23 protein-coding genes and 1 pseudogene are annotated in these 25,557 nt (G+C 51.9%); 3 read left to right on the top strand and 21 right to left on the bottom strand.

All coding sequences use genetic code 11. The features are described from left to right. Positions 1-15: 15 nt before the first annotated feature. The 17 genes and pseudogenes from JL661_RS02390 to JL661_RS02310 form a co-directional block, all read right to left on the bottom strand. Complete coding sequence (locus JL661_RS02390) at positions 16-519, bottom strand: fimbrial protein (protein ID WP_036422393.1); 504 nt, start codon at positions 517-519, stop codon at positions 16-18. 11 nt (positions 520-530) lie between these two features. Then, positions 531-1,106 (bottom strand): fimbrial protein, encoded by a 576-nt coding sequence (locus JL661_RS02385; protein ID WP_004241287.1) that lies wholly within the window; start codon positions 1,104-1,106, stop codon positions 531-533. 33 nt (positions 1,107-1,139) lie between these two features. After that, entirely contained in the window at positions 1,140-1,664 is a 525-nt protein-coding gene (locus tag JL661_RS02380) for a fimbrial protein (protein ID WP_225310123.1), read from the bottom strand. 29 nt (positions 1,665-1,693) lie between these two features. Further along, positions 1,694-2,452 carry a fimbria/pilus periplasmic chaperone gene (locus JL661_RS02375; protein WP_062771988.1) on the bottom strand — a complete coding sequence of 253 codons (759 nt, stop codon included), beginning with the start codon at positions 2,450-2,452 and terminating at the stop codon, positions 1,694-1,696. Next, a complete protein-coding gene (locus JL661_RS02370; RefSeq protein WP_062771991.1) occupies positions 2,449-5,064 on the bottom strand; it encodes an outer membrane usher protein in 2,616 nt (871 codons plus the stop codon). Before JL661_RS02370 ends, JL661_RS02375 begins: the two co-directional genes overlap by 4 nt. Beyond that, a complete protein-coding gene (locus JL661_RS02365; RefSeq protein WP_004241283.1) occupies positions 5,064-5,579 on the bottom strand; it encodes a fimbrial protein in 516 nt (171 codons plus the stop codon). Before JL661_RS02365 ends, JL661_RS02370 begins: the two co-directional genes overlap by 1 nt. Before the next feature lie 62 nt (positions 5,580-5,641). Continuing rightward, on the bottom strand, positions 5,642-6,181 hold the full coding sequence (locus JL661_RS02360) for a fimbrial protein (RefSeq protein ID WP_062771994.1): 540 nt from the start codon (positions 6,179-6,181) through the stop codon (positions 5,642-5,644). A 565-nt stretch (positions 6,182-6,746) separates the two neighbouring features. Next, on the bottom strand, positions 6,747-7,307 hold the full coding sequence (locus JL661_RS02355; RefSeq protein ID WP_015423005.1) for a tyrosine-type DNA invertase: 561 nt from the start codon (positions 7,305-7,307) through the stop codon (positions 6,747-6,749). Then, positions 7,288-7,647 (bottom strand): helix-turn-helix domain-containing protein, encoded by a 360-nt coding sequence (locus JL661_RS02350; RefSeq protein WP_004234910.1) that lies wholly within the window; start codon positions 7,645-7,647, stop codon positions 7,288-7,290. Before JL661_RS02350 ends, JL661_RS02355 begins: the two co-directional genes overlap by 20 nt. 66 nt (positions 7,648-7,713) lie before the next feature. Continuing rightward, positions 7,714-8,532, bottom strand: coding sequence for an MrpH family fimbial adhesin (locus tag JL661_RS02345; protein WP_004234909.1), 819 nt, complete (start codon positions 8,530-8,532; stop codon positions 7,714-7,716). Between the two features lie 19 nt (positions 8,533-8,551). Further along, on the bottom strand, positions 8,552-9,097 hold the full coding sequence (locus JL661_RS02340; protein ID WP_004234907.1) for a fimbrial protein: 546 nt from the start codon (positions 9,095-9,097) through the stop codon (positions 8,552-8,554). A gap of 10 nt (positions 9,098-9,107) precedes the next feature. Next, positions 9,108-9,590, bottom strand: coding sequence for a fimbrial protein (locus JL661_RS02335; protein WP_004234905.1), 483 nt, complete (start codon positions 9,588-9,590; stop codon positions 9,108-9,110). Between the two features lie 11 nt (positions 9,591-9,601). Then, positions 9,602-10,138, bottom strand: a complete 537-nt coding sequence (locus tag JL661_RS02330) for a fimbrial protein (protein WP_004234902.1) — start codon at positions 10,136-10,138, stop codon at positions 9,602-9,604. Between the two features lie 18 nt (positions 10,139-10,156). After that, positions 10,157-10,915 (bottom strand): fimbria/pilus periplasmic chaperone, encoded by a 759-nt coding sequence (locus tag JL661_RS02325; protein ID WP_004234901.1) that lies wholly within the window; start codon positions 10,913-10,915, stop codon positions 10,157-10,159. Further along, positions 10,912-13,570: pseudogene (locus JL661_RS02320) on the bottom strand (outer membrane usher protein). Before JL661_RS02320 ends, JL661_RS02325 begins: the two are co-directional and overlap by 4 nt. 21 nt (positions 13,571-13,591) lie before the next feature. After that, positions 13,592-14,149 carry a fimbrial protein gene (locus tag JL661_RS02315; RefSeq protein WP_015423006.1) on the bottom strand — a complete coding sequence of 186 codons (558 nt, stop codon included), beginning with the start codon at positions 14,147-14,149 and terminating at the stop codon, positions 13,592-13,594. Between the two features lie 69 nt (positions 14,150-14,218). Continuing rightward, positions 14,219-14,746, bottom strand: a complete 528-nt coding sequence (locus tag JL661_RS02310; RefSeq protein WP_004234897.1) for a fimbrial protein — start codon at positions 14,744-14,746, stop codon at positions 14,219-14,221. A gap of 653 nt (positions 14,747-15,399) precedes the next feature. Between JL661_RS02310 and JL661_RS02305 the strand changes: the two genes are divergently transcribed. Both JL661_RS02305 and uriH read left to right on the top strand, forming a co-directional pair. After that, entirely contained in the window at positions 15,400-15,963 is a 564-nt protein-coding gene (locus JL661_RS02305) for a tyrosine-type DNA invertase (protein WP_004234895.1), read from the top strand. 179 nt (positions 15,964-16,142) lie between these two features. Next, positions 16,143-17,093 (top strand): uridine-preferring nucleoside hydrolase UriH, encoded by a 951-nt coding sequence (gene uriH / locus JL661_RS02300; protein ID WP_062771997.1) that lies wholly within the window; start codon positions 16,143-16,145, stop codon positions 17,091-17,093. Between the two features lie 426 nt (positions 17,094-17,519). On the opposite strand, the gene JL661_RS02295 is transcribed toward uriH, so the two are convergent. From JL661_RS02295 to JL661_RS02280, 4 genes are all read right to left on the bottom strand, one after another. Then, complete coding sequence (locus JL661_RS02295; protein ID WP_004241268.1) at positions 17,520-18,665, bottom strand: porin; 1,146 nt, start codon at positions 18,663-18,665, stop codon at positions 17,520-17,522. 400 nt (positions 18,666-19,065) lie between these two features. Continuing rightward, the gene (pgtA, locus tag JL661_RS02290) at positions 19,066-20,313 is read right to left on the bottom strand and encodes a two-component system response regulator PgtA (RefSeq protein ID WP_004234891.1); all 1,248 of its coding nucleotides are present in this window, start codon (positions 20,311-20,313) and stop codon (positions 19,066-19,068) included. Continuing rightward, the gene (gene pgtB, locus JL661_RS02285) at positions 20,306-22,228 is read right to left on the bottom strand and encodes a two-component system sensor histidine kinase PgtB (protein WP_247711757.1); all 1,923 of its coding nucleotides are present in this window, start codon (positions 22,226-22,228) and stop codon (positions 20,306-20,308) included. Before pgtB ends, pgtA begins: the two co-directional genes overlap by 8 nt. Positions 22,229-22,305: 77 nt before the next feature. Further along, positions 22,306-23,562 carry an ABC transporter substrate-binding protein gene (locus JL661_RS02280; protein WP_004234877.1) on the bottom strand — a complete coding sequence of 419 codons (1,257 nt, stop codon included), beginning with the start codon at positions 23,560-23,562 and terminating at the stop codon, positions 22,306-22,308. Positions 23,563-24,104: 542 nt separating this feature from the next. On the opposite strand from JL661_RS02280, the gene pgtP reads away from it, so the two are divergent. Next, complete coding sequence (gene pgtP / locus JL661_RS02275; protein WP_015423009.1) at positions 24,105-25,508, top strand: phosphoglycerate transporter PgtP; 1,404 nt, start codon at positions 24,105-24,107, stop codon at positions 25,506-25,508. Positions 25,509-25,557 lie beyond the last annotated feature (49 nt).

Below are 25,557 nucleotides of genomic sequence, written 5' to 3'. Positions count from 1 at the left end.
ATTCATCATTCACTCCTACCAATATTCCGCCACCAGCGTACCGGTGGCCCGGAACGGGGACTGTGTTAAGTCTGTGCCCGGTACTTTCACCAACTGTGCTTCCAGTTTTGGCGGCTGCGCAGCATCATCTATTTTGAAGAATTTATTTAATTCCAGCGGCTGCCCGTCTTTCAGTATCCGTACCAGTAAACCACTGACATCACTTTCGATCGCCGAAGAATCAGATGCCGACGGGCGGGATGTCATAAAAGTCATCCGCAGCGTATTGGCCGGTTTTATACCGGGGCAATCCAGTGTGTAATCAAGCGGCAGGCTGTAGACTTCTGTTTCCAGTTTATTGATACCGACATTTTTAAAATCGGCGGTAATTATCTGGTCATTATTCACCCGGCAAATGGTCATGGCGCGCAATGTGCCGGAAAAATTAAAGGTTTTATCAGTACCAAGCTGCCCTTCACCTGCCATAGCAGGAAGTGTCATTAATAACGTGAGCGCTGATAACAGTTTATTTCTATTCATAGCATCCCCGGCTAATCAAAACTCATCACTAATGTGGCGTGAGATTCAACCGACTGACCGTTTGTCCAGGTATTATCATCCGGATGCAGCTGAACCAGTTCCGCTTCCAGCGTCGGCAGCCACTGAACATCCACAATAAAATCCTCATTAATACTTTGCTGTTTACCGTTCACGAATAAACGGACAGCCAGGTTTGGATTGGCCGCCTGAACACCGCCGACAGTCACCGGTAGCGATTCGTAACTGCCATCAGCGATAGCCGATCCTTTTATTGTATTCATGCGAAAGCGGGTAGTACCGGCGGTATCACCGACACACGTCATTGCCACATCCAGCTTTCTGAGATAGCGGCCTTCAATATTATTCACGCCCGCCACCGAAGAAAAACGCACATCACCAAAATCAATATCCTGTGAAGAGTGATTATTGAAAATACACCGTCCGGTGGCCACCACCGTGCCCGAAATATTTATTTTCAGCCGGTTTTCATCACCGGTTTTACCCGATGCGGGAAATGCTGTCAGACTTACTGCGGCTGATAACAGCCCGCCCAGTAGTAAGGTATGCGCACGTTTTATGAATGTCATAATACTGTCCTGTCTGTGATCCGCCGGGCAGGCTTACGGATAGGTGATTTCAAATGTGGCTGTCGCTGATAAATCACCGGTCACCAACGTCTTATCACGGATAGCATCCGGCTCTGCCTGCACATACCCCTGAAAATTCAGCGTGGTTGTGCCGTCACTCAGGGTATATGCCGGGCTGGTTTTATTCAGTGCAAGCAACTTTCCTTCCGGCGTTTCAATACCGATGGCAAGCCCGGGTAATGTTCCGTTATCAGGTACCAGCAGTCCCGGCAGTGCGATACTTTCGGCCCCCCGGAAAGTGACATAGGCGTCAGAGCCAATGGTGGTATCACACCCCTCCAGCTCAATGGTGAACGGCTCCGGCGGCGTCCGGTCTGCGGTATAAAAATAGTTTTTGACTATTGTGCCGAACGGCAGAGAGATATTTTCACTCGCCTGCGATAAGGTGCATGGTTCAAACACCAACTGTCCTTTTACTTCAACATCCGCGCCGTGTACCGCTGAACACATCAGCAGACCGGAACACAGCACAGCCATACACGGAATGAATCTCTTCACTTTCTCTGCTCCTGGTCTGCGGTTTCGCATCAGCCCGGTTTGACTTCACTCACCCGGCAGGTATTGCCCTGACAGGCAAAAATCATCTTCGGACGACCGCCGTAATCATTGATGTAACCCAGTACCGGCGCACTCCCCAGTGATGCGGCATTGCCGCCGAGAACTTCACTGCTGTTTGGCGCAATCATTAATGCATTGAAACCGCTGATATCTTTTCCTTTATAAGCCGCCGATGCCGAGGAGATCGTCACGTAATACGGTGTCGGATTATTCACCGTGTATTTATCCCCCTGCCGTGTCAGGGTAATACTCTCCTGCCATGGCTTTGCATTCTGCGCCACCACTAAGCCCGCCGGACGATAAAACAGTTTGATACGGGTCTGCAAGGCAATCTGCAATGTGTTGGCTTTGTCCGTTTTCGGCGGGATCTCCCGCAGATTAAAGTAATAAAGACTCTCTTTATCCTGCGCCAGCATCTTCATTGCCGCTGTCGGCTGAATTTTTACCTGGCTTTTTTCACCGGCTTCCACCCGCTGGATTGGCGGCAGCGCCACCAGCGGATCTTTGATTTTGTTACCTTGTGCATCTTCAATCCATGCCTGAGCCAGATACGGTAACTCTTTATTCTGATTAGAAATTTCAACACTTTCCGCCCGTTCACTGCCGTTTAAAATGACACGGGTTCTGTCCAGTGCAATCGCCGCCTGTCCTGCCGGCGCAGCCAGGATACCGGCCAGTATCAGTACCGGAAGGCTTCGTGAAGTAAAACGGTTGTATTGATTCTTCATTGCTTACTCTCTCTGGTGTTTTCCGCGTCAGCATCTGTCAGCCAACGGGATATTTTTTCTGTTTTTACTGATTTTTCTGACTTTTCAGGTACCGGATTCGACGCAGAGACACACGGCAACAGCAGATTTCCGTCCGGGATCGTCGCCGGGAAACGGATTTCACACTGAACATCCCCGCCCCATGACACCTGCATTGTCTCTTCCGGATTGATACCGGAGAGCCAGACCATGCCATCTTCACTGACCATCCCGGTCTGTATATGATCGTGGTTCTGAACCACAGCCCCGAACGGCGGAACATCTCCGTCAGCCAGGCTGAGTACCGCCATCGCTTTCTGTCCTGAGACAATACCGAAGCGGCGGTAACCGACAGCACCTTCCGTCATCGTGCCCTGCACGACAGAACGGGTGGCTTCGGCGTTTTCCCCCAGCCGGTTCAGATCCACATTGACACTACTGCGGTAATAGTTACTGACATCACTGACCACCGCTTTACCGAAATAGTTGGTTGTGGTTTCAGCGCCTCCGCCCCGGACAGGAACATCAGCTACTCCGCCGGTATCCACCAGCATCCGTGTTCCGCCCATCACACCACTGTGGTGCAGTGCCGCACCTTCGGCGGTGGCGGTAAACCCGCCGCGTACAGACAGCCCGGCCGCACTGTAGCGTTCACCGGAAAATCCGGCAGTTGCGGTTACTTCCGCTTTATCGCCGCGATAATTCATATAACCGTTACCGGTGACCCGGTGATCGCCGGTCACTCCTGTGCTGAGACGGTAATTTGTCCGCTCATTAATCCGGTCACTATAATCCGCCGAGTGACTGTTCTGCCCTTTACTGAATTGTCCGCTGTAACCAAAACTACCACTCTCCCCCCACGGCACAGACAGCCCGACATACATCCCGTCATCGCGTCCGTTTTCGTGGCGGTTGCGGTAAGCCGATAAATTCAGACTGATATTTTTCACCTGCCCGATATCAAAATAATGAGAGGTGGAAACATTCCAGTTATCACTTGCCGGGCGATCCCAGTAAGTCTGGTGGTTAAAATTCAGGTACACATTGGTATTCAGCGAGCTGAGCGATTGACTGAATGTCATGGTGTACATCTCTTTGCCGTTACCCGTTACCGCTGAATTGTGATAACGGGCATTCAGATATTGCGACATGGTCATAAAATCCCGCTCTGAAAACCGGTATCCGGCAAAGGTGACCTGGCTGTTGGTGGCATCGAACCGTTTGGAATAACTCAGCCGGTAAGAGCCGCCTTTTTTGGTTTCACCGTCCGGCAGTGACGCGCGGGATTGGGTGATATCGGCGGATAATGCCCCCAGCATCAGCAGGTCACGGCCGATACCCGCCGAGACAGCATTATATTTACCGGCAAATAACCCGCCGCCGTAAACAGACCAGCCGTTACTGATACCCCATGAAAACTCACTGCTGATAAACTCCGGTCCTTTGACACGGTGGTCATATTCCGAGGGTTTACCGAGCGCCACTTTGTAACGCACCAGTCCCGGACGGGTCAGATACGGTACACTCGCCGCATCCACCTGAAAGGTCTGTACTGAACCATCCTGCTCCGCCACTTCCACATCCAGTTTGCCGGACAGCGCATTGCTTAAATCACGGATCTGAAACGGCCCGGCGGCAACCGTGGTTTCATAAATCACCCGTCCCTGCTGTTTCACGGTGACGCGCGCATTGGTTTTCGCCACCCCGGACACTTCCGGTGCATAGCCGCGCAGATTCGGCGGCAGCATCATGTCATCCGTGTCCAGTGCCAGACCGGTATAGCGGAAACTGTCAAACATGCCGGAGGTGAGATAATTTTCCCCCAGTGTTAATTTTGCCCGCAGCGGTGCAATGGCGCGGTAAGCGTAAAACCGGTTCCAGTCCCAGCGTTGATCCGATTCATGATTAGTACGCGAATAGCGCCCCTGCCAGTCCGCACGCAGACGCCAGGCACCGGCATTCAGCCCGGTGGTGCCGTTACCGCTGATGTCCTGCCGGTCACTGTGTCCGGCCTCGCGCTGTTTTGTCAGTTGTGTATTAAGGTTGTAATCAAGGATAAAACCGGCAATTCCCTCATCCCAGCGTGACGGCGGATCCCAGTTATCTGCGGTATATTCCAGATAGGCCTGCGGCAGACTGACACGCAGTGCCCCGGCAGCAAAATCCGCCCGCAGAGTCATCCCGGGCAGTGATGCCGGATCCGCACACTCTCCGTTATGCCACCAGGTCAAATCCCCTTTTGCAGATGAGGTCAGTCCCAGCTCTTCGCTCATATCAGGCGTAATACAGGCCATGCTGCCCTGCGGGTCATTATCCGGGGCCAGAAAACGGATTTGCCGCTCTGCCAGCATGCTGTTATTGATCTTAAGTGCCAGGGAATAGGTTCCCGGCATCACATAACCCGCCTGAGAGAACTGTGATAAATCGATATCTCCGCGCTCATTCAGATCCAATACCTCGGTATTGAATTCTGTAATGTCCTCTGCCTGTACCGCCGCAGAAAACAGAGAGAGCAGGATCAGAAATGTCAGCGGTTTTAACCGCACCGCCGGACGTGATACTCCGCAGCCCGGCGCAAATACATTGGCATTCATCACAAATAATCCAGGTTGAAATTAACAGTCGACCGGTATGCCCCTGTTTTCAGTGATTTGCGATCAGCAATCAGCCGTAACCGGTAGTTCAGTGTGATATTTTTTGTCTGTGGTATATCCGGGAGTGCCACAGCTTTTCCCGGTATGATCACCGAACCCTCTTCCCGGCTGAGCTGAATCCCGACACCTTCTGCCTCCCCGCTGACTGCAAACAATCCGTTGCTGTCCGAAGGTCCGGTAAAGGTTATCCGCAGATTTTTGTCATCCGCTGACAACAGACAGTTTTCCAGCCGGACAGCAAAGGCAAAGGCCGGACTGTATCCGCGCTGATATAATGCGGTGGCGGCAACTTGCGGTATTTCAATCCGTTGATATTTATCCTGCATATTGATAGTGCAGGAGGAGTCCAGAACAAATCCCTGTAACCAGACCTGCCCGGTCTGCCGTTCACCCTCTGCCGCATAAGCAGTCAGGCAGACTGCCAGCAGTCCGGTACTGAGTATGTTTGACTTCACGCTTGCTCTCCGCCGGATCCCCGTACCGGATATCCGGTACGGGTAAAGTACACTGACCCCGATTACTGATAGTCCATCAGGAAGTCGGCTGTTGCGGTGAAAGCACCCGGTGCAACGGTGACAGCCGTTGTTGCACCCTGCATATACGCCTTAAAGTTCAGCGTGTTATCACCCTCGTTTAAGGTAAATGCGGATGATGCTGCCCCCGGAGCGATCACTTTACCGCCCGCATCCGTCACGACCACACCCATTGCACCGGTCGCCGGGCCGCTGACCCCAAAGGCTTTATCCAGACCGTCTGCCGCAGCGCCGCCTGCAACACCTTTAAAGGTGACTGTTGTGGTGGTTTTGTCGGTGATATCGCAGTTGTGTAACTGAATGGTGAAATCAACCGGAGTAGATTTACCGCCCTTCGCCAGTTGCACTTTAGCCACGCTGCCCAGTTCAACAGTCTGTTTCAGGCTGTTTGCATCGATAGAACACGCCGCATCAATCACTTCACCATTGAAGTTGATTTTGCCGCCGCCCTGATTTGCTGCCTGTGCAGTCATTGCCATTGCGGAAGAAACTGCCAGTGCGAGAACCACTTTTTTCATACTCATATCAAAATTCCTGATCTGCTCGTTTTTAGATAAAAATGCCGACATAAGGCATATATAAGCAACGTTTTGCTTTTGTGCGTTTTTGATGCAGTTCCGGAACTGCCTGCACCGTTTCACCGCCAGCGGATTTATGATCCGCCCGGTTATCCGGTTTATTTCGTCATCAGCGCCCGTTCCGGACGGCTACTTTTCATCCCCGTGACGCAACGAAATAAACCAAAATGTTGCGTTTTACGTATCACGCTGAAATGTATAAATTTACCGGATGGCAAAAATTGATTTGGCAGAGACCAAAAAGAAAGGAAGGTGAAACGGGCCGGAAAAAAGACGGGATATTGCAATTTTATATCAGAACCGGCCAGCACGAATCGTTAAGAAAATTCCGCACAGGATAAAAAACGGGCATTTTTTACTTAAAAAATAAACTATTTTTGATTAAAAAACAGACTTACAGAGGTTTTGACGGAACTATGAACTTATTTTGATGTATTTTAAATTTAAATATTGCCCATTAAACAGACAACAAATAATATAGCGACACTTTGGTTTATTATGTTACATTATTCTAGTCCCATAGCCCGCGAAAGCGCCCCGAATTTGCTGCGGTGTACAGCACAGTATGCTGAATGTTGCGGTGTCCGAGATAATCCTGAATCAGCCTGGTGTCTGCCCCTTTATCTGCCAGTGCATAACCGCAGGCATGACGCAGCATATGCGGATGAACCGCCACCGGCAGCCCGGCCATTTCCCCCAGCTCTTTTAATATCCGGTAAATACGGGAGCGGGAAAGATGTCCGCCTTTATGAGATAAAAACAACCAGTGATTTTCAGCAGCGCGGGGATAACGGGTGCGGCAGTTAAGCCAGCGGGTGAGTAAGGCTTTTTCTGTGCCGCTCAGAGGGTGGGTGGTGGAAAGGCCGTTTTTCAGCCGCTTTATATAAAGGTTATCGGCAGCAACATCCATGTCCGATAAGCTCAGTTGTCCCAGTTCACTGACGCGGAAGCCGTGGATAAAACACATCCACAGCAGGCAGGTATTCCGCTCCGGATCACGGCCGTTTTCCGCCGCTGTCATCATTTTTTCCACCTCAGACTGCATCAGGTGTTTACGTCTGTTTTCCTTCATCCGGTTTCCTTTTGTACCGGGAGGGTGCGGATAATCCATACTCCGGAACAGATTCCGCCGTATAAATATCCGCTTTTCCCCGGAAGCACTCCCGGTATGAACGCGCTTCCGGACAGTCAGCGAAAAACCAGCTGACCGGTGTCTGTAACACTTCTGCCGCCCTGACCAGCAGGCTGACATTAATCTGACTGCATCCGCGCTCATAGCGCGAGAACTGCTGCTGGCTGATCCCGAGATGATCGGCCAGGCGGCTGCCGGACCAGCCCAGCTCTTTCCGCTTGCGGAAGATCCGGTAGCCGACAGATTTATTAACGGTTAAATCAGTATCTTCTGTAATCATATTTCAGTCTCACTCCGGGCTCACAGTGCTGCAGGTTTCCGCAGCACTGTGAGAGAAAATAAGAAATTACGGCATAACAAGAATGATGGAGCCGGAACCTTCGAAAGCGCCCGGCGCAACCCGCCCGTTCACTTTCAGCACCGATTTCACATCCACCTGAGTCGCACCACCGGCCGGGACATGAATGGGTGCCCCCTGCTCTCCCGGATTGCCGTTGAGATAAAGATCCGCGTACAGGCTGTTATCCGGCCGCAGCGGGACACGGCCGCTGTCTGAGCCGGAGGCGATCACAAGGATATTCATATCCAGATTACAGGTGACAGTGATGCTTTTATTACGCGCCGCATCCGGCAGACTGACTTCATCAATATCCCCGTAATCCAGGATCACAGAGCCGCTGGTGACCTCACAGGCGCCCACCGGCGGCGGGGCGATACCACAGAGTGAACCGGGCAGCAGACGTCCGTTTTTCGACCAGCCGCCTGATTCAGATTCATAAAACAGCCCCACACATTCCTGATTGGAATTCAGCGCCGGGCCGACATGCTTCGCTGTGCCGTTATACGGCAGCGAGATATTGTTCAGAACCGCATCCCGCACTTCCGCCAGTGTTCTCAGCTTTTCCACACGGACAATCGATTTGGTGGAAGAGCCCGGTGAACCGTCAACATCGTGTTTGTGGTTGATATTGATCCAGCAGACAGACCAGCCGTAGCAGGGATTGGGAGCCGAAGGATCTTCCGGATCCCAGCGCTCGATAATATAGGTGTAAATGGCATTCGATGGTGTCCCCGAGGATTCGGTGATATAAGAGAAAATCGATGCCCCCGCCGAAGCGGACCAGAGCAGCGCGAGCGCCGCAATTATTTTCATAAATCTGTTCATAGCGAGCCTCAGTTACCCGTCAGTCATAATTGAGATGAAATGTCGCAATGGCACTGAACGGCCCGCGTTTAATGGTTTTATTTGCCAGCGCATCCGGCTCTCCCTGCACATAGGCGCGGAAGTTCAGCAGCGTCAGTCCGTCATTCAGCGTGATCTGCGGTGACACCTCATTGACCGCCAGCGCCGTGCCGTCCGCATTTTCCAGCCCGACTGCAATGCCTTCCGCCTGACTGCCCGGACTTATCGCCAGCGCACCGCTGATAAACGGATTCTCATCCCCGGCAAACATCACTGTCACCCGCCTGCCGATAGAGGTGTCACACTCCGAGAGCCGGATCCGGAAATCCTTTGAGGGTGTCCGCTGATAGGCGTACAGGTTTTTATCAGGAATATTGCCGAACGGCAGTTCCACGGTTTCATCCCCCGGATGTATCGTGCAGGGTTCATCCACCAGCGTACCGTGAAAATACAGGTTGTCAGGAACCGCCCCGGCATCCGCCCCCGGCAGTGATAACAGAAATACACCGCAGGTACTGATAAAAAAGCGCCTTATTGTTTCATTCATTGCATTGCTCCTACTGATATTCCGCCAGCAGTGTAGCGGTCACATCAAATGCACCTTCCGGCAGTGTGCTGCCCGGCCGTTTTACCGGCACCGCCTGAATCACCGGCGGGTTATCCGGTGATACCGCAATGCGTTTGTTGAGCGTGAAGGGCTTTCCGTTTTGTGTCAGGTGAATCGCCAGGTCGGGAATATTGGTCTGTAAGGCCGCATCATCAAACCCGCTGACCGGACCGGTAACCGACAATCCCAGATCCCAGCCTTTAATATTGTCCTCACACACCAGGGTGTAATTGACCGCCCGGGTGTAATTGACGCCATCCACTTTATGCACGCCGACGTTGTCACCGAAAAACACATCGATCACGCCGTTATCACTGATTGTGCAGGCAGGCGGCACCAGCAGCGTGCCAAACAGCTTCATGTTCGGGGCGGCTGCGCTGCCCGCTGCGGCACACAGCAGCAGCATCAGTAACCGCCGGTAATGTATTGCCATGGTCTGGCTCCTTACTGATAATCCAGTTCCAGTGTTGCCACCGCCGAGAAATCCCCGCCGGTCAGCACCGCCGTCATATCGCGGACAGGCACCGCTTCCAGCGCCGGGAAGACCGGATAAGTAAATTTCACTTTTTCACCGGGATTGAGCTGCCGTCCCTGATAAAGCATGCGCACCCCCAGCCCGGCAATTTCAGTCTGTAATAATCCGGCATCAAACCCGGCGGTATTGCCGGTGATAGCCAGCGTCATGGCATTGGTCGGCATCTTTGTGCACTCCGCCGTGTAATTAACCGGCTGTTTGTAGCGCTGGCCGTCAATGCGGGTGCTCATCACCTCCCCGAAATCCACCAGAATGGTATTGCCGTTGTTGATGACACACGGCGGCGGCGCAATCACATTGCCGCGGATAGTGACATAGGTGATCCCGGGCACGCCCCGGATACCGGCCACCCGCTCCGGCAGTGCCGCAGCACTTCCCGCTGAGATACAGAGCACAACCGCCAGTATCCGCCGGAGGAAACGCTGTTTTCTGATCCGCTCATCCATGGTTTATCCCCTGTCTGTTCAGTTACCGGCAGCCGTTTTTGTCACACGGCACTCTGCGCCGCTGCAACTGAACTGCAACTGCGGGCGGCCGCCGTAGTCGTTGATATAACTCAGCACCGGCGCACTGCCGAGAGCGGCTGCACTCAGGCCGAGTGTGCCCTGACTTTTCGGTGCCACCATCAGCGGGGAGAACCCGTTCAGGCTTTTGCCGCCCAGCCCGCTGAGCGCATCCACAATCGTCACGTAATACGCAGTCGGGTTATGGACTTCATAGTGATCACCACGGCGCGTCAGGGTGATTTTTTCCTGCCACGGATTAGTCAGATCCGTTTGTGAGGCATAGATAGCTTCCGGGCGGTAAAACAGTTTGATGCGGGTCTGCAGGGCGATTTGCAGGACATTCTGCCGGTTGCTGCGCGGCGGAATTTCCCGCAGATTGAAATAGAAGACACTTTCCCTGTCCTGCGGCAGTGCGGCGATCGCCGGTAATGCCTGAATTTTTACCTGACTTTTATCACCCGGCTCAATACGCTGCACCGGCGGCAAAACCACCAGCGGTGACGAAATTTTTTCTCCGTTCTGATCCTCAATCCATCCCTGCGCCAGGTACGGCAGCTCTTTATTCAGATTGCTGACATTCAGGCTGACAGATTTCTCTGCCCCGTTGAAAATGACACGGGTTCTGTCCAGCGCGATAGCCGCGTGCGACTGTGCTGAGGCCAGCAATACAGCGGCAACGGCCAGAACAGAGAGACGGGTTTGTTTAACTGACATCATAATGAATCACTCATTTCGTTACGTGTGGAAGGTGCCGGGTCTGCCCGGCCTGTGATATTCAGCCATTTCCCCTGCTGCGGGCGGTCAGCCGGCGGCGGGGAAGACGGCAGCGCAACCGGCTGCGGTTTTTCCGGGACGGATTGCGGCTCTGCGCCGCAGGTCAGCAACAGGGTGTACAGCGCGTGTCCCGGCGCAAGCTCCGGCACCGTCATCCGGCACGCAGCCTCACTGCCGCGCCGCAGCGTCAGAATATCCCCGCTGTTAATGCCACTGAGATACACCTGCCCGCCGTCATTGACGATCCCCAGTTCGCGGTTATCCGCCGAAGTCACCACCGCGCCGAACGGCGGCTCGCTGCCATCTGCCAGACGGATAGCGGCCATGGCTTTTTGTCCTGACAGCACATCAAACTGACGGTAGCCGATGGCGCCTTCTGTCAGCGTCAGTTGCTGAACAGAACGACGTGCTTCCGCATTTTCCGGTAGTTTGTTGATATCGATGGCGGCACTGTTGCGGAAGTAATTATTCATATCCGGCAGAACGGCTTTCCCGAAGCGGTTGGTATAGCTGAGTGCCCCGGTACTTCTGACCGGCACATCCGCCACACCGCCGGTATCCACCAGCAGACGGGCGCTGCCCGGCATATTGATGCGGTGGAATGCCCCGCCCTGCGGTGTCATTGTCACCCCGCCCTGAAGCGAGAGCGATGCGGAGGTATATTCCCCGTCAATATGTCCGGCACTGGCGGTGACCAGCGCGCTGTCAGCATAGTGCATGTAATAGCCGTCAACGGAGGCTTTGCCGTTGCTGCTCAGACCAGTACCGAGGCGGTAACTGTTGTTATCATCCGGACGGTCGTAATAACTGACGTTATGAGAATTACCATGACGGTTGATCATGCTGTTGTAGCTGACCGTGGCGCGATCCCCCAGCGGCATGCTGATATTGAGATATACCCCGTCATCATTCTTATCCTGATATTTATTGCGGTAAGCGGATAAGCTGATATTGATGTTCTTATAACTGCCGATATCCATATACTTCGCCAGCGACAGGTTATAGTTGTCGTTATCCGGCCGGTTCCAGTAAGTCTGGTGGCTGTAGTTCAGATAGGTGCTCAGCCCGATATCCGGGAACTGCTTGCTGAACATGATGGTGTACAGCTCTTTATTGTTATCCGCGCGGTTATCGCTGTAGCGGCGATCCAGATACTGATTCATGCTCATAAAGTCGCGCTCGGAGAAACGGTATCCGGCGAACGTGACCTGGCTGTCCAGCTCCTCAAACCGTTTGGAATAACTCAGGCGGTATGAGCCGCCGCGATACTGTTTGTCTTCCTGCGGCAGACGGGCAAAAGACTGGGTGGCATCAAAAGAGATGGCCCCGAAGGCCATCAAATCACGACCAACACCAAGAGAAACGGCGTTATAGTCCCCGGCAACGAGGGAGCCGCCGTATAATGACCAGCCGTTACTGATCCCCCATGAGAATTCCCCCATACCAAAGACAGGGCCTTTCCCGTGACGGCCGATTTCGGACGGCTGCCCGGCGGCGAGTTTGTACTGCACCCGGCCCGGACGGGTCAGGTAAGGAATGCTGGCGGTATCCATCTGAAATGACTGTACAGAGCCATCCTGCTCCTCCACCCGGACATCCAGTTTGCCGCTGACCGCATCATTAATATCCTGAATACGGAACGGCCCCGGCGCGACCAGAGTTTCATAAATCACCCGCCCCTGCTGGCTGACGGTAATTTTGGCATTGGTTTTCGCCACGCCGGTCACTTCCGGTGCATAGCCGCGCAGATTCGGCGGCAGCATATTGTCATCAGTGGCCAGATTGACCCCGATATAGCGGAAGTTGTCGAAAATATCCGAGCGCGAGAAGGTTTCCCCCATCGTCAGTTTTGCCTGTAATGAGGCAATCGCCCGGTAGAGATAGGTCTGACTCCATGTCCAGTTATGTTCGGAGCGATCCCCGGAACCGGTGGTGTGACGGAGATTCGCCTGCCAGTCGGCACGGACACGCCAGACCCCGAGGTTTGCCCCGGCGGTCCCGTTCCCGGTGACCTGCTGTGTCTGTTTGCCGTGTGCCGGGTCATTAATACCGGCATTCACGTTGTAATCAAACAGCACGCCGGAAATTCCCTCATCCCAGCGGGAAGGCGGATCCCAGTTAGCGGCGGTGTATTCCAGATAAGCCTGCGGCAGTGTCAGGATAAGCTCGCTGTCCGCCAGTTTCGGTGACACCGACATACCCGGCAGTGACGCCGTATCCAGACATTTGCCGTTATTCCACCAGCGCAGGCGCTCTGCCCATTCCGGTTTCAGTCCGGCCTGCGCTATCAGCTCCGGGGATAAACAGGCGGCACTGCCTTTCGGATCATCCGGCGGCACAATATAAGAGACCGGATAACTGTCAGGTAACTCACTGTTATTTACCCGGATAAAAAAAGTCGTAGGTGCCGGGCATGATATAGCCGGCACGGGAAAAATCGGACAGATCAATATTCTGTTTATCGTTTACATCAAGAATATCAGTATTAAATTCAACATCCTGATTATCCGGATAAGCTGCCTGCGGGATACCGGTCAGAATTAATGAAATCAGCACTGTCAGTCTCCGGCGGGAGACGGTACTCAGCGGAATTACCATAATGGATCCAGTCAGCTCGGTTTAATAATATTCCAGCTTGAAACCCACTGTTGCCCGGTAATAACCGGACTGAAGTTCATCACTGTTTTTCACGAGACGCGCCTGATATCGCAGCGCCATATTATTGAGATCAATATCTGCGGGCGGTAAGGGTTTGCCGGGAACCGCCTCATTCCCGTTGCGGTCTGAAATCGATAAGGAAGCCCCTTTGCCGGAGCCGGTCAGCTGAAAACGTCCGTCCTGTTCAGCCCCCTCAAACGTGACCCGGAAACGGAGATTATCCGCCGCACCGCCTTTCACCGGCTGCACGGTGCATTCCGCCAGCCTGATCCAGAAGTAGTCTGCGGGTCCCTGCCCTTCATCACGCAACTGCGGAACAGAAACATCGGTCAGCGCCACGGCCTGCTCACGGCTGGCGGTGGAAATAGTGCAGACCGGCTCGAGGATCGTGCCCTGCATCTGTACCGCACCGAAACGCAGACTGGTTTTTGCATCCTGTTTCGTTTCACCTGCCGCTGTATAAGAGGAAAAACACACTATTGTTATCAGCACTCCCTGAGGGATGATTCTGCTCACCATTTCCTGCCTCCGCTGAACGCACGCAACTGAAAAGCGGCACGGTTCATCCCTGAGCCGTACCGGCATTAATTACTGATAAGTCAGTGCGAATGTTGCGATAGCGGTGAAGTCACCCGGAACAGCGGCTTCAGCAGCAGAACCCTGTAAATACGCTGCGAAGTTCAGGTCGTTATTACCGTCACGCAGAGCCTGCGCCGCGCTTGGTGTGCCTAATTTGATCTGTTTGCCGCCCGCATCAGTAATAACAACCGCCGCGTTTTTGGCAATCCCCTCAATACCCAGGGAACCGGCCAGAATATCAGCCGCCTCAGAACCGGTGAAAGTGGTCTGTACCGTTTTGTAGGTTTCTGTGGTGCAATTCTCTAATGCGATTTTAAAATCACGGGAATTACTGCGGCCGCCGTCTTTCAGTGCGGCAGTGGAGATCTGGCCTAACGGAACAGTCTGGTTTTCGGTATCAGGCGTAATAGAGCAAGGCGCGTCAATAATTGAACCGGTGAATTTAACAGTACCGTGTCCCTGATCAGCAGCAGATGCCGCACCTGCAACCACAGACATACCAAAGCCCAGCACTAATGCTAATTTATTCAAAGTCATGTTATTTCCTATATTACGTTCTGCTTTTTTGATATTAAAAATAACGCGGTCACACGCGGAAATATGAAACCGCGCGGCGTTATCGTTATTTGATGAATATGTCTGTTCCGTTATCCGGATATATGAAAAAACGGGACAAAATACATCAAAATGTCCCGTTAAGAATGAATGGCTGTTATCGAATAAAAATTAAGAAAGCTGTTCTTTTTTATCACGCAAAACAGGTTAATATCGCGTTTCTACCCCTCTCTGTTTTTAAGCACTGTCAAAAATAATGACAGCGGTGAAGCAGGCAGCCTCTGCCCGGCAGAAGAAAATATTAACCTTTTAAAAATTAATGAGTTATGTGTTGCTAATTTGGCTGACACATCAATATTTGACTAAGGGAAAACCTTTAGTGATAATTACAAACAATTTGATGTATTTTGTCTTTTTTAAAATTAAGAATATTTACCTCTGTACAATGGCCTTAAATTGATCTGTCTCAGATTAAAAAAAGCCAATTGCTGATTGGTTTTTATGAATATATTGTCAATACGTAAACACTTTGTAGTACTTTCTTTCCTGTCCGTTGTCTTTATTCATTTTTATTACTTGCTATAGTGATATCTCTGGTTTTTATGAACTTATCGGACAATAAACAGGAATAAATCATGGACAAACGTAAGTTTCTGACCCGTTATGAAGTTGACGCCATCCTGAAAGAAGCCCGGAAAAGCCGGTATGCCGAACGGAATTACTGCATGATTTTAATGTGCTATCTGCACGGTTTCCGCGTCAGTGAATTATGTCATCTGTCACTTTCTGATATTGATCTGGACAGCCGCCTTATTTATGTCCGGCGTCTGAAAGGCGGGCTTTCCACCACACAACCGCTTATTGATATTGAATATAATGCGCTGGTGTCGTGGCTGAATATAAGAAATACCTGGCGTAACCGGGATTTGGAATGGGTATTTTTATCGCAGAAAAGCGGGGCTATTTCCCGTCAGCAGGTTCATACCTTATTAAAACAGTACGGCAGGGCTGCCAATATATCCGTGGCACCACATCCGCATATGCTGCGCCATGCCTGCGGCTATTCCCTTGCGGATCTCGGCCGTGATACCCGTCTGATTCAGGATTATCTGGGACACCGGAATATTTCCCATACCGTTATTTATACCGCCAGTAATTCCAAACGTTTTCAGCAAATCTGGGATCCTCTCCGCGGATAATCCGGCCACCTGTCTCTGAACTTTCTCTGTTCCCGTAAACAGGCATTATTCTCCGCCGTTATTGTGTTATTCCTGTGATTACCCGGGCACCGCTCAGATTTTCGGGCGGCTTATTATTTTTCCGGGCGCAGAGTATGTAACATAGCGGTGAATGTAAACGGACAGATAAAGAGGAATATGTGAAGAAAAAAATCATTCTTGACTGCGATCCCGGCCATGATGATGCCATCGCACTATTACTTGCTTACGGTAATCCGCAGATTGATCTGCTGGCGGTCACCACAGTGGTCGGTAACCAGACACTGGAGAAAGTGACACGCAATGCGCTGGCGGTTGCCCGTATTGCCGGTATTACCGGTATTCCTTTTGCGGCGGGCTGCCCGCGCCCGCTGATCCGCGAGATTGAAACCGCGCCGGATATTCACGGCGATTCCGGCCTCGACGGACCGGTATTGCCGGAGCCGGTGCTGACATTAGATTCGCGCCATGCAGTGCAGCTGATCATTGATACCATCATGGCACATCCGCCGAAAACCATTACCCTGGTACCGACAGCCGGACTGACCAATATCGCGCTGGCCGCCCGGCTGGAGCCGCGTATTATTGACCGGGTCAAAGAGGTGGTGCTGATGGGCGGCGGCTATCACACCGGCAACTGGAGTGCGGTTGCGGAATTCAATATCAAAATTGATCCCGAAGCGGCACATATTGTGTTTAATGCGGGCTGGCCGCTCACCATGGTGAGGCTGGATCTGACACACCAGGCGCTGGCAACCCCGGAGGTTGTCAGCAAAATTGCGGCAGTCGGCACAGCACCGGCACAGTTTGTGCTCGAACTGCTGGAATTTTTCGGCACCATGTACAAAAGCGCCCAGGGATTTGATTACCCGCCGGTACATGACCCCTGCGCGGTCGCGTATGTGATCGATCCGTCCGTGATGACCACCCGCAAAGTACCGCTGGACGTGGAGCTGACCGGCACACTGACTCTCGGTATGACCGTTGCGGATTTCCGTTCGCCGGCTCCGGCGGATTGTCCGACACAGGTGGCGGTAAAACTGGATCACTCCCGCTTCTGGGATCTGGTCACGGATGCCCTGCGCCGGATCGGGGATGTCCGGGTTGCATAACCCTTCTGATGTGCCGGTTCACCGGCACAATACATAAAGTAATCTGATCGGTAACCAGCCTGACATTACAGAGCAAATCATCAAAAATATTATTCATATTTACTTACATTATGTATCAATTAATCATAAGCAAAAAATTAATAAATGAAACCCTAAAATCACATCAATAGTTAAATGTTTTATTCTGAAATGAACTATTATTACAACGTTCGAACAAATTCTTATTGGTGATTTGTCTGTGTCGATTCAAATTACAAGCAATAAGCCAAAAAAGGAGGCAACCGCCTCCTTTTTTACTGCCTGAAAAAAAGTGGAATAATAACTCACACGATTAAAAAGTTTTCAAAAGTGATTATTTCACTGATTTTCAGATATAAAAAAAGGAGGCTTTCGCCTCCTTTTTCATTATACGTTCTCTGAATTAAATCAGAACTGGTAAACTAAACCTAAGCCCAGTACGTTGTCGGTATTGATACCGGAACCACGGGTGAAGTCGTTTTCGTCTAACAGGTTAATTTTGTAGTCGATCAGAGCAGACATGTTTTTGTTGAAGTAGTAGTACGCACCTAAATCAACATATTTAACCAGGTCCTGGTCGTCGCCGTAACCGCCGCTCAGGCTCTTACCTTTAGACTGCAGGTAAGCGATGGACGGACGCAGACCGAAATCGAACTGATACTGAGCCACTAACTCGATGTTCTGAGTTTTGTTAGCAGTTAAGCCACGGTTGTCGTCGTTAGTACCGTAGTGAGTCATGTTACGGGTTTCGCCGTAAACTGCTGCCAGGTACAGGTTGTTAGCGTCGTATTTAGCACCGAAGTTCCATGCTTCTGCACGGTCACCCAGAGCGCCGCTTGCCTGGTTGTATTTCTGACCGTCAGGACGTGCGGAGCTTGAGTACGCACCACCAACACTCACACCCCAGCCGATGTCATACGCGGTGGAGAAACCGAAACCGTCGCCGTTAGCAGTGTTATCATAGCTGGTCGGGTCACGGAAATCGCTGGTACCACGGCTTGAGATAGAGTTATCGTCGTTCGCGCCCTGATACTGTAATGCGAAGCTCAGGCCGTCAACGTAACCGAAGAAATCAGAGTTACGGTAAGTCAGCAGGTTTGCAGCACGACCGGTCATGTAGACGTCGGTCTGAGTCATGGTGTCGTTACCGAAGATTGGCAGCACATCGGTCCATGCGTTGGTGTCATAGATAACACCGTAGTTACGGCCGTAGTCCAGTGAACCGAACTCAGCAAATTTCAGACCAGCGTAGGCTAAACGAACTTTGTTTTTGTTGTCGCCTTCAGTACCGTTGGTTTTGATTTCGTTTTCGAAACGACCAAAGCCGGTTAATTGATCAGTGATCTGGGTTTCACCTTTGATACCGATACGGAAACGGGAGTCATCACCGTTCTGGCTGTCACCATAGTGGTCATTGTCGCTGAATAAATGACGAACATCGACTTTACCGTACAGATCCAGTTTATTACCGTCTTTGTTATAAATCTCTGCCGCGTTTGCAGCGCCGCTTAATGCAACGAGCGGGACTAATACAGCTAATAATGTCTTTTTCATTTTATATTCCTATTATATTAACCACTACTCTCTGACCCTATTTACACAGAGCCTTGTAGATTATTCACCCTGAAAGTTCATATTACAACACGATCTCAGCCCCGATTGACGCTAAATAGCAAGATATGTCAAAAAAAGCACTTATTGCATGGATAATGTGACAAATAGTTTCAAAACCAAAGCATTTATTGTTAAACAGCAATAAGGTAAAGCGCACGAATCGCTAATTTTGATATTAACATTGGTGATAGTCGTTATATTTGATTATTAACGTCATCGTTAAAATAATACGAATAAATCATTCAAAAATTTTAAATTAAACCCGGATGAAAACAAATAAAAAAGCCGGTTTATTTTATACAAACCGGCTTACGGGTAAAAACCATCAGATTAATTTATGTCATATACGGTAGTGATGCTTGTCCAGCCCGTACTTTTTCATCCGCAGATAGAGTTTTTTACGCGGGATTTGCAGATACTCTGAGACATCGTTAATTCGCCCCTGGTGGATATTCAGGGCTTCGGTGATAATCTGCCGCTCATAGCTCTCCACCCGCTGGTCCAGCGCAGTCGGTGCCACGGACGGCAGCAGCGGGTTCGCGGTATCGCCCATCGGCATAATCCCGACCGCATACAGCTCCGCCGCATTCGCCAGTTCACTGACATTGCCCGGCCAGTGCCGGCGGGTCAGTTTTTTCACCAGCGGCTCCGCAAGGTTCGGCAGCGGATGATTCAGACGGGAACAGGCCTGTTCCAGATAGTAACGGAATATCGGTGCAATATCGGCTTTGCGCTGGGACAACGGCAGGCAGGCAATCTGTGTCATGGAGAAACAGTAATAGAGCTCAGCGATAATCTTCTGCTGTTTGGTCAGCATAATCAGCGGCGTGTCGGCAATCCCGATCAGACGGAATATCCGCTGCTCCTGACGGATATGCTGTACCAGCCAGCGCTGCTGGCTGAGCGGCATCAGATCGATATTTTTGATCACCAGTGTGCCGTCCGTCACTTCATCCAGCCAGGCATCCAGCGGGATCTCCTCATCACTGAGCAGGGTTTTGATGACCAGCGGCCCGCATTTATTGCTGCTTATCTGATGCAGGTAGCGCGCCAGATAGGTGCGGCCGCTCCCCGGCTCACCATGCAGAAAGACCGCAGCACGGGTTTCCGCCAGTCCGCGCAACTGCTGGCGGACGTGCTCTGTCCATTCACTCTCACCAGCAAGATTCAGTGTCAGCTGCTCTGAGCTCCAGCGGCGCTGGGTTACCCGCTGTTTGCGGGCTGCCAGAGCTTTTTCTGTCAGGGTCAGCAGATGCTCCGGATCCACCGGTTTCTGCAGAAAATCCCACGCCCCCTGTTTGACGGCTTCCACCGCCATCGGCACATCACCGTGGCCGGTGATCAGCAGCACCGGCAGATATTTGTCTTTTTCCAGGAACAATGCCATCAGATCGATACCTGAGCACCCCGGCATACAGACATCACTGAGCACAATACCGCACCAGTCGCGGTGAACCAGCTCTTTTGCCGCCAGCGGGTCATGACAGGCATAAACACGATATCCGGCCTGCTCCAGCAGCATACAGTAAGCTTCCAGGACATCCGTATCATCATCTATTAATAAGATATCGTAGTTATCATCAAGCATATTCAGTTACCTTTTTAAAACACAGGATCACACATCCGTGGCGGGTCAGCGTGGATGCGATCCGCAGGCTGCCGCCCAGCTGCTGCATAATGGAGCTGCTGACAGACAGGCCGATCCCGAGGCCGATTTCTTTACTGGTGGTGAAGGGTTTCATCAGTGAGTCCGCCAGCGCCATCGGCCAGCCGCAGCCGTTATCACTGATAAAGAGAGAAATCTCATCGGCGGACTCTGTAAAATCAATCACAATTTCAGCTGCTGCCGGTGAGGCATCCAGTGCATTGGAGAGCATATTGACTAGCACCTGCTGTATGCCGATAGCATCCCCCTGCACCTGCGGCAGAAAGTCCGGCTGGTGCAGGGTGACATCGCGCATTTTGTTCTGTAATGCGAGGATATCCCACGCATCCTGAATGCTCTGATGCAAATCAATCGGCTGCAGTGTCGCGCCGTCATCCCGCCGCCGGGCAAACTGGCGCAGAGAGCGGATAATGCCGTCCATCCGGGTAATAAGCTGCGCGGATTTATTCAGGGCATTCACGGCATTGGTATTTCCTTCCGCCGCCAGTGCCCGCTTCGCCATATAAACGTGCATGGATAATGCATTCAGCGGCTGATTGATTTCATGCGCCAGGGTGGTCATGGTCTGCCCGACCACGGCCAGTTTCGCCGTCTGAATCAGCTCATTTTGTGTAGCCCGCAGATTGGCCTCAATGGCTTTTCTGTCGGTGATTTCCTGTTCCAGCTGCGCTTTCTGCCGGTTGATCTGGCCGAGTGTCTGGCGCAGCAGCATGGCCACACGGCCGATTTCATCGCGCCCCTCAACCGGGATTTCCGCGGTCAGATCACCGTGTCCTATCCGTGCAACTGCCTGATTCAGCACTGTAAAACGCCTGACCAGCCGGGTGCGGATAAAATAGTGGTTAAAGATCACGGCCAGTAATAACGCCAGCAGCGCAGTAATAATAATGATAATGCCGCTGTAACTCATAATGCCGGACAGATGGTGATTCAGAGACTGTAACTGGCTGTGGCTGTTATCAAGCTGCACATCGAGCTGAGTGCGGAACCGCTCCAGAATGCGATCTTTTTCTGCCGTGGCGGCCGCCAGCTCCGCTTTCGCCGCGCGGTAATCTTTCAGCACACCGGGCATTTTGCTGTCAGACAGACCGATATCCAGCAGTTCATCAATAGTCTGGCGCAGTGTCACGGTGCTCGGATACATATCCGACGCCGTTTCGTTTGATTCCGCACCGGACTTCAGATAGGAAAGATAACGGACATAACTGTGCGAATCTGCGCTGCTTTCCGTACTTTCATTCTGTTCATCCCGCAGACGCCCGGTCAGATCATCCATAATCTGCCCCTCCAGCCGTGCCAGGGTATAAATCAGCTGTAACTCCCCCTGCACTTTGCGCAGACTGCCCTGCAGGGCGATAGCCCGGGACGGATCCTGCTCTGTCTGATCCAGCAGAGAGCCCTGCTGCCAGCTGATATCCTGTGACAGCGAACTGAGTTCGGTACTGAAATCATCATGCAGCCAGGCAATCCGCGCAGACAGCGTATTTACATTCTCCCGCGCCAGAAACAGGGTATACAGGGCATTATCGAGACGCTGCAAAAGCGCCTGTCCCTGCTGCACAATCGCGGCGATCTGTACCTGATCCTCGCCGCTCAGTTTCCGGTTGATCGCTTCGATCTGTGATAAATGAAGCGTGATCTGGTTGCGCAGCTGCAGACGTGCTGCAGTATCCGGCGCTTTCAGGAACTCATTCAGCTCATCCACCAGCGTGTTCAGTTGTCCCTCGATCAGAAACGACGCCTGAATACGCGGAAAATAATCCCCCAGCGCGTAGCGGATCTGACGGTTCTGCGCCTGCCAGGCGTACAGGCTCACACAACTGACAATCAGTGTCATCAGCGTGCCGATAACAAACGCGCCGCGCAGGATCGCGCTGATACTGAAACGGCCGATATAACGGGCAATACGCTGTTTCACCGGACTTTCTCCAGTTCCGAAATCGCTTTGCGCTGTTGCTCGCGGAAGAACTGCTGCCAGCGGATATACTCTTCCTCCGCTTTGCGGTTATCGTCAAAACGTGAGTAATAGGCCGGGTCGGCACTCTCCTGTGCAGAGACCGGCATGGCGGTCAGCAGAGCACGGATATGCGGCAGCGGGCGTTTCACGCGGGCTTCGGCGGTATACAGGGCACGCCAGGCGTCGATGGATTCCGTCAGACGGAAGGTGATCGCGGTATCAAACAGCTGCTGTACCATACGCTGGCGTTTGAGCACCAGATTCTCATCCATCTGATGCGGGGAATTCAGCAGGCGGCGCTGCACCGGCTCACGCGGATTTCCCTGCGGCAGCGGTGTGACAGGATATTTACCGGTGCTGCTGTCCGCCAGCACGTTCTGCCCCTGTTCACTGAGCAAAAAACGGATAAAGGCGCGGGCCTTGTCTTTATTCAGACTGTGACGGCTTATCGCGACGAAGGTCGGGGATGTCGCGGAATCCGGCAGATAATTAAAGGCCAGCTCCGGATCGCCCAGCAGCAGCCAGGCGTAGTTATCAATCACCGGCGCGGCACCGCCCAGCCCTGCTTTGATTTTGTCCGCCACACCGAAACTGCGTGATGAGATAGTCGCCAGATTCCCGGAAACATTGAGCAGCAATGCCCAGCCCTCATCCCAGCCGCGCTGCTGTAACAGCGATTCGACCATCAGATGATAGGTATCCGAACGTGACGGGCTGCTCATCAGCAGCAACCCCTGATAGCGGCTGTCGGTCAGGGAATCCCACGATGCCGGAACCGGCAGATTATTTTCCGCCATCCGCCGTTTATTCACCAGAATGCCGTAACCGGAAAACGCCACCGCTGCCGCATTATCGCGCAGCCGCAGCGGTACCAGACGCCGGGAGACCTCCGGCAGATCCGTGAGTTCCGCCAGCCGGTCATGTTCCTGCAGATGTTGTAATAACATCGGCGAGGATGTCACCACCAGATCCACATCTTCCAGTGCCGGGGTATCCAGCAGACGCTCCAGTGCCGCACTGGTGCGGTTAATGGTCCGGATACGGACAGCACCGGGCTGCTGCTGCCAGCTGCTGATAATATGGGCTGTTGCTTCCGGTGAAAACGTGGTGGCGATCACCAGTTCATCCGGTTTCGCCGTGGCTGACAGACTGAACATCAGTACGGCGGCGGTTATCATACTGGCCGCAAAGCGGCGGATTCGGCGTTGTGGCATAAGCTGGGTTCTGTATTCGTTTGCGGGGTGTGATTCACATCATAAAAATGACATCTTTTTCAGTTTGTCGCAAAAGTCCGTTTGAGACAAATATTACCCGTTTGTTTACCGGCATCTGCGCCGCAGATATTAAATAAAATAACTAACAGGAACGGTAACCGGCCTGATATTTTAAATCATCGCCATAAACAGATAATAACAATGCAGGAAATAATAATAGCAGGAAATAATAATAGCAATAAATCACCATAACAACAAAACAAGAATAAAATCCTTACAGTTCAATATAAAAGCTGTTAATTCATTTTCACTTATCATTTGTTTTATTAATTTTTTCTTTCATTTCATACTGATACAAAATAAACATATAAATAAACTTATTTGTGTCAGTTTATGCCTTTTATATTTAATATTGAGTCAAAAGTGACCCAAAAGCATGATATTGAGATATTTATTCAGCCGGAACATGATAACCCTGTCAGAAAAAAAACGACCATACACACAGTAATCCTATTTTAAAATACATTTCTGCAGGTGAAATTATGCTGTCATTTTTAAAGCCGGCTATGGCAAAAAATAAAGTAGCACCCGGAAAAGTGCCCGCCACTTACAAACGTTATCGTGTTCAGGCATTGCTCAGCGTGTTCCTCGGTTACTTAGCGTATTATATTGTCCGCAATAACTTTACGCTCTCCACACCGTATCTGAAAGAAAACCTCGATCTGACCACAACGCAGATCGGTATGTTAACCAGCTGCATGCTGATCACTTACGGGATCAGCAAAGGGATTATGAGCAGCCTGGCGGATAAAGCCAGCCCGAAAGCCTTTATGGCCTTTGGTCTGATCCTCTGTGCCGTTGTTAACCTCGGTATGGGCTTCAGCAGCGCGTTCTGGCTGTTCGTCGGTTTCGTTGCCCTCAACGGTCTGTTCCAGGGCATGGGCGTCGGTCCTTCTTTTATTACTATCGCCAAATGGTTCCCGCGCCGTGAACGCGGCCGTATCGGGGCTTTCTGGAATATCTCCCACAACGTCGGCGGCGGTATCGTTGCGCCAATCGTGGGTGCGGCTTTCGCGGTTCTCGGTACCGAGCACTGGCAGGCGGCAAGCTACGCGGTTCCGGCAGTTATCGCCGTAGTCTTCGCTGTGATCGTCCTGCTGCTGGGTAAAGGTTCTCCGGAACAGGAAGGCTTACCTGCACTGGCAGAAATGATGCCGGAAGAAAAAGTGGTGTTATCTGATGCACAGAAAGAGCAGTCTCCGGAAAATATGTCTGCATTTCAGATTTTCTGCACCTATGTACTGAAAAACAAAAACGCCTGGTATGTCTCTTTTGTTGACGTGTTCGTGTACATGGTTCGTTTCGGGATCATCAGCTGGCTGCCGATTTACCTGCTGACCGAGAAAAACTTCAGCAAAGATCAGATGAGTGTGGCCTTCCTGTTCTTCGAATGGGCTGCGATTCCGTCCACCCTGCTGGCAGGCTGGCTGACAGACAAACTGTTCAAAGGCCGCAGAATGCCGCTGGCGATCGTCTGTATGACCCTGATTTTCTTCTGCCTGATCGGTTACTGGCAGAGCCAGTCCCTGGCCGTCGTCACCTTCTTCGCTGCGGTTGTCGGTTGCCTGATTTATGTGCCTCAGTTCCTGGCATCCGTGCAGACCATGGAAATCGTCCCGAGCTTCGCGGTCGGTTCTGCGGTAGGTTTACGCGGTTTCATGAGCTACATCCTGGGTGCAACCCTGGGCACCACCCTGTTCGGTTTCATTGTTGACCGTATGGGCTGGCACGGCGGTTTCTATCTGCTGTTAGGCGGTATCGTCTGCTGTATCATCTTCTGTATTCTGTCTCACTTCGGTGCGCTGGAACTGGAACGTAACCGCCAGCAGGCACTGTCAGAAGAAAAAGAAACAAAAATCAAATTAGAACCTGCTTCTGCAAACTGATTTCACACTGTTCGTTACCCTTTCGCGCCGCGGCGCTGACATCAGGAAC

The sequence above is a fragment of the Morganella morganii genome, assembly GCF_019243775.1.
Classification (GTDB): domain Bacteria; phylum Pseudomonadota; class Gammaproteobacteria; order Enterobacterales; family Enterobacteriaceae; genus Morganella; species Morganella morganii.
This window is presented reverse-complemented; position numbering and strand designations above follow the sequence as displayed.

Bases quoted from the DNA above. Each gene is read 5' to 3' on its own strand.
- JL661_RS02390 (WP_036422393.1), bottom strand. From the start codon at position 519: ATGAATAGAAATAAACTGTTATCAGCGCTCACGTTATTAATGACACTT.
- JL661_RS02385 (WP_004241287.1), bottom strand. From the start codon at position 1,106: ATGACATTCATAAAACGTGCGCATACCTTACTACTGGGCGGGCTGTTA.
- JL661_RS02375 (WP_062771988.1), bottom strand. From the start codon at position 2,452: ATGAAGAATCAATACAACCGTTTTACTTCACGAAGCCTTCCGGTACTG.
- JL661_RS02370 (WP_062771991.1), bottom strand. From the start codon at position 5,064: ATGAATGCCAATGTATTTGCGCCGGGCTGCGGAGTATCACGTCCGGCG.
- JL661_RS02360 (WP_062771994.1), bottom strand. From the start codon at position 6,181: ATGAGTATGAAAAAAGTGGTTCTCGCACTGGCAGTTTCTTCCGCAATG.
- JL661_RS02355 (WP_015423005.1), bottom strand. From the start codon at position 7,307: ATGAAGGAAAACAGACGTAAACACCTGATGCAGTCTGAGGTGGAAAAA.
- JL661_RS02350 (WP_004234910.1), bottom strand. From the start codon at position 7,647: ATGATTACAGAAGATACTGATTTAACCGTTAATAAATCTGTCGGCTAC.
- JL661_RS02345 (WP_004234909.1), bottom strand. From the start codon at position 8,532: ATGAACAGATTTATGAAAATAATTGCGGCGCTCGCGCTGCTCTGGTCC.
- JL661_RS02340 (WP_004234907.1), bottom strand. From the start codon at position 9,097: ATGAATGAAACAATAAGGCGCTTTTTTATCAGTACCTGCGGTGTATTT.
- JL661_RS02335 (WP_004234905.1), bottom strand. From the start codon at position 9,590: ATGGCAATACATTACCGGCGGTTACTGATGCTGCTGCTGTGTGCCGCA.
- JL661_RS02330 (WP_004234902.1), bottom strand. From the start codon at position 10,138: ATGGATGAGCGGATCAGAAAACAGCGTTTCCTCCGGCGGATACTGGCG.
- JL661_RS02325 (WP_004234901.1), bottom strand. From the start codon at position 10,915: ATGATGTCAGTTAAACAAACCCGTCTCTCTGTTCTGGCCGTTGCCGCT.
- JL661_RS02315 (WP_015423006.1), bottom strand. From the start codon at position 14,149: ATGGTGAGCAGAATCATCCCTCAGGGAGTGCTGATAACAATAGTGTGT.
- JL661_RS02310 (WP_004234897.1), bottom strand. From the start codon at position 14,746: ATGACTTTGAATAAATTAGCATTAGTGCTGGGCTTTGGTATGTCTGTG.
- JL661_RS02305 (WP_004234895.1), top strand. From the start codon at position 15,400: ATGGACAAACGTAAGTTTCTGACCCGTTATGAAGTTGACGCCATCCTG.
- JL661_RS02295 (WP_004241268.1), bottom strand. From the start codon at position 18,665: ATGAAAAAGACATTATTAGCTGTATTAGTCCCGCTCGTTGCATTAAGC.
- pgtA (WP_004234891.1), bottom strand. From the start codon at position 20,313: ATGCTTGATGATAACTACGATATCTTATTAATAGATGATGATACGGAT.
- pgtB (WP_247711757.1), bottom strand. From the start codon at position 22,228: ATGACACTGATTGTCAGTTGTGTGAGCCTGTACGCCTGGCAGGCGCAG.
- JL661_RS02280 (WP_004234877.1), bottom strand. From the start codon at position 23,562: ATGCCACAACGCCGAATCCGCCGCTTTGCGGCCAGTATGATAACCGCC.
- pgtP (WP_015423009.1), top strand. From the start codon at position 24,105: ATGCTGTCATTTTTAAAGCCGGCTATGGCAAAAAATAAAGTAGCACCC.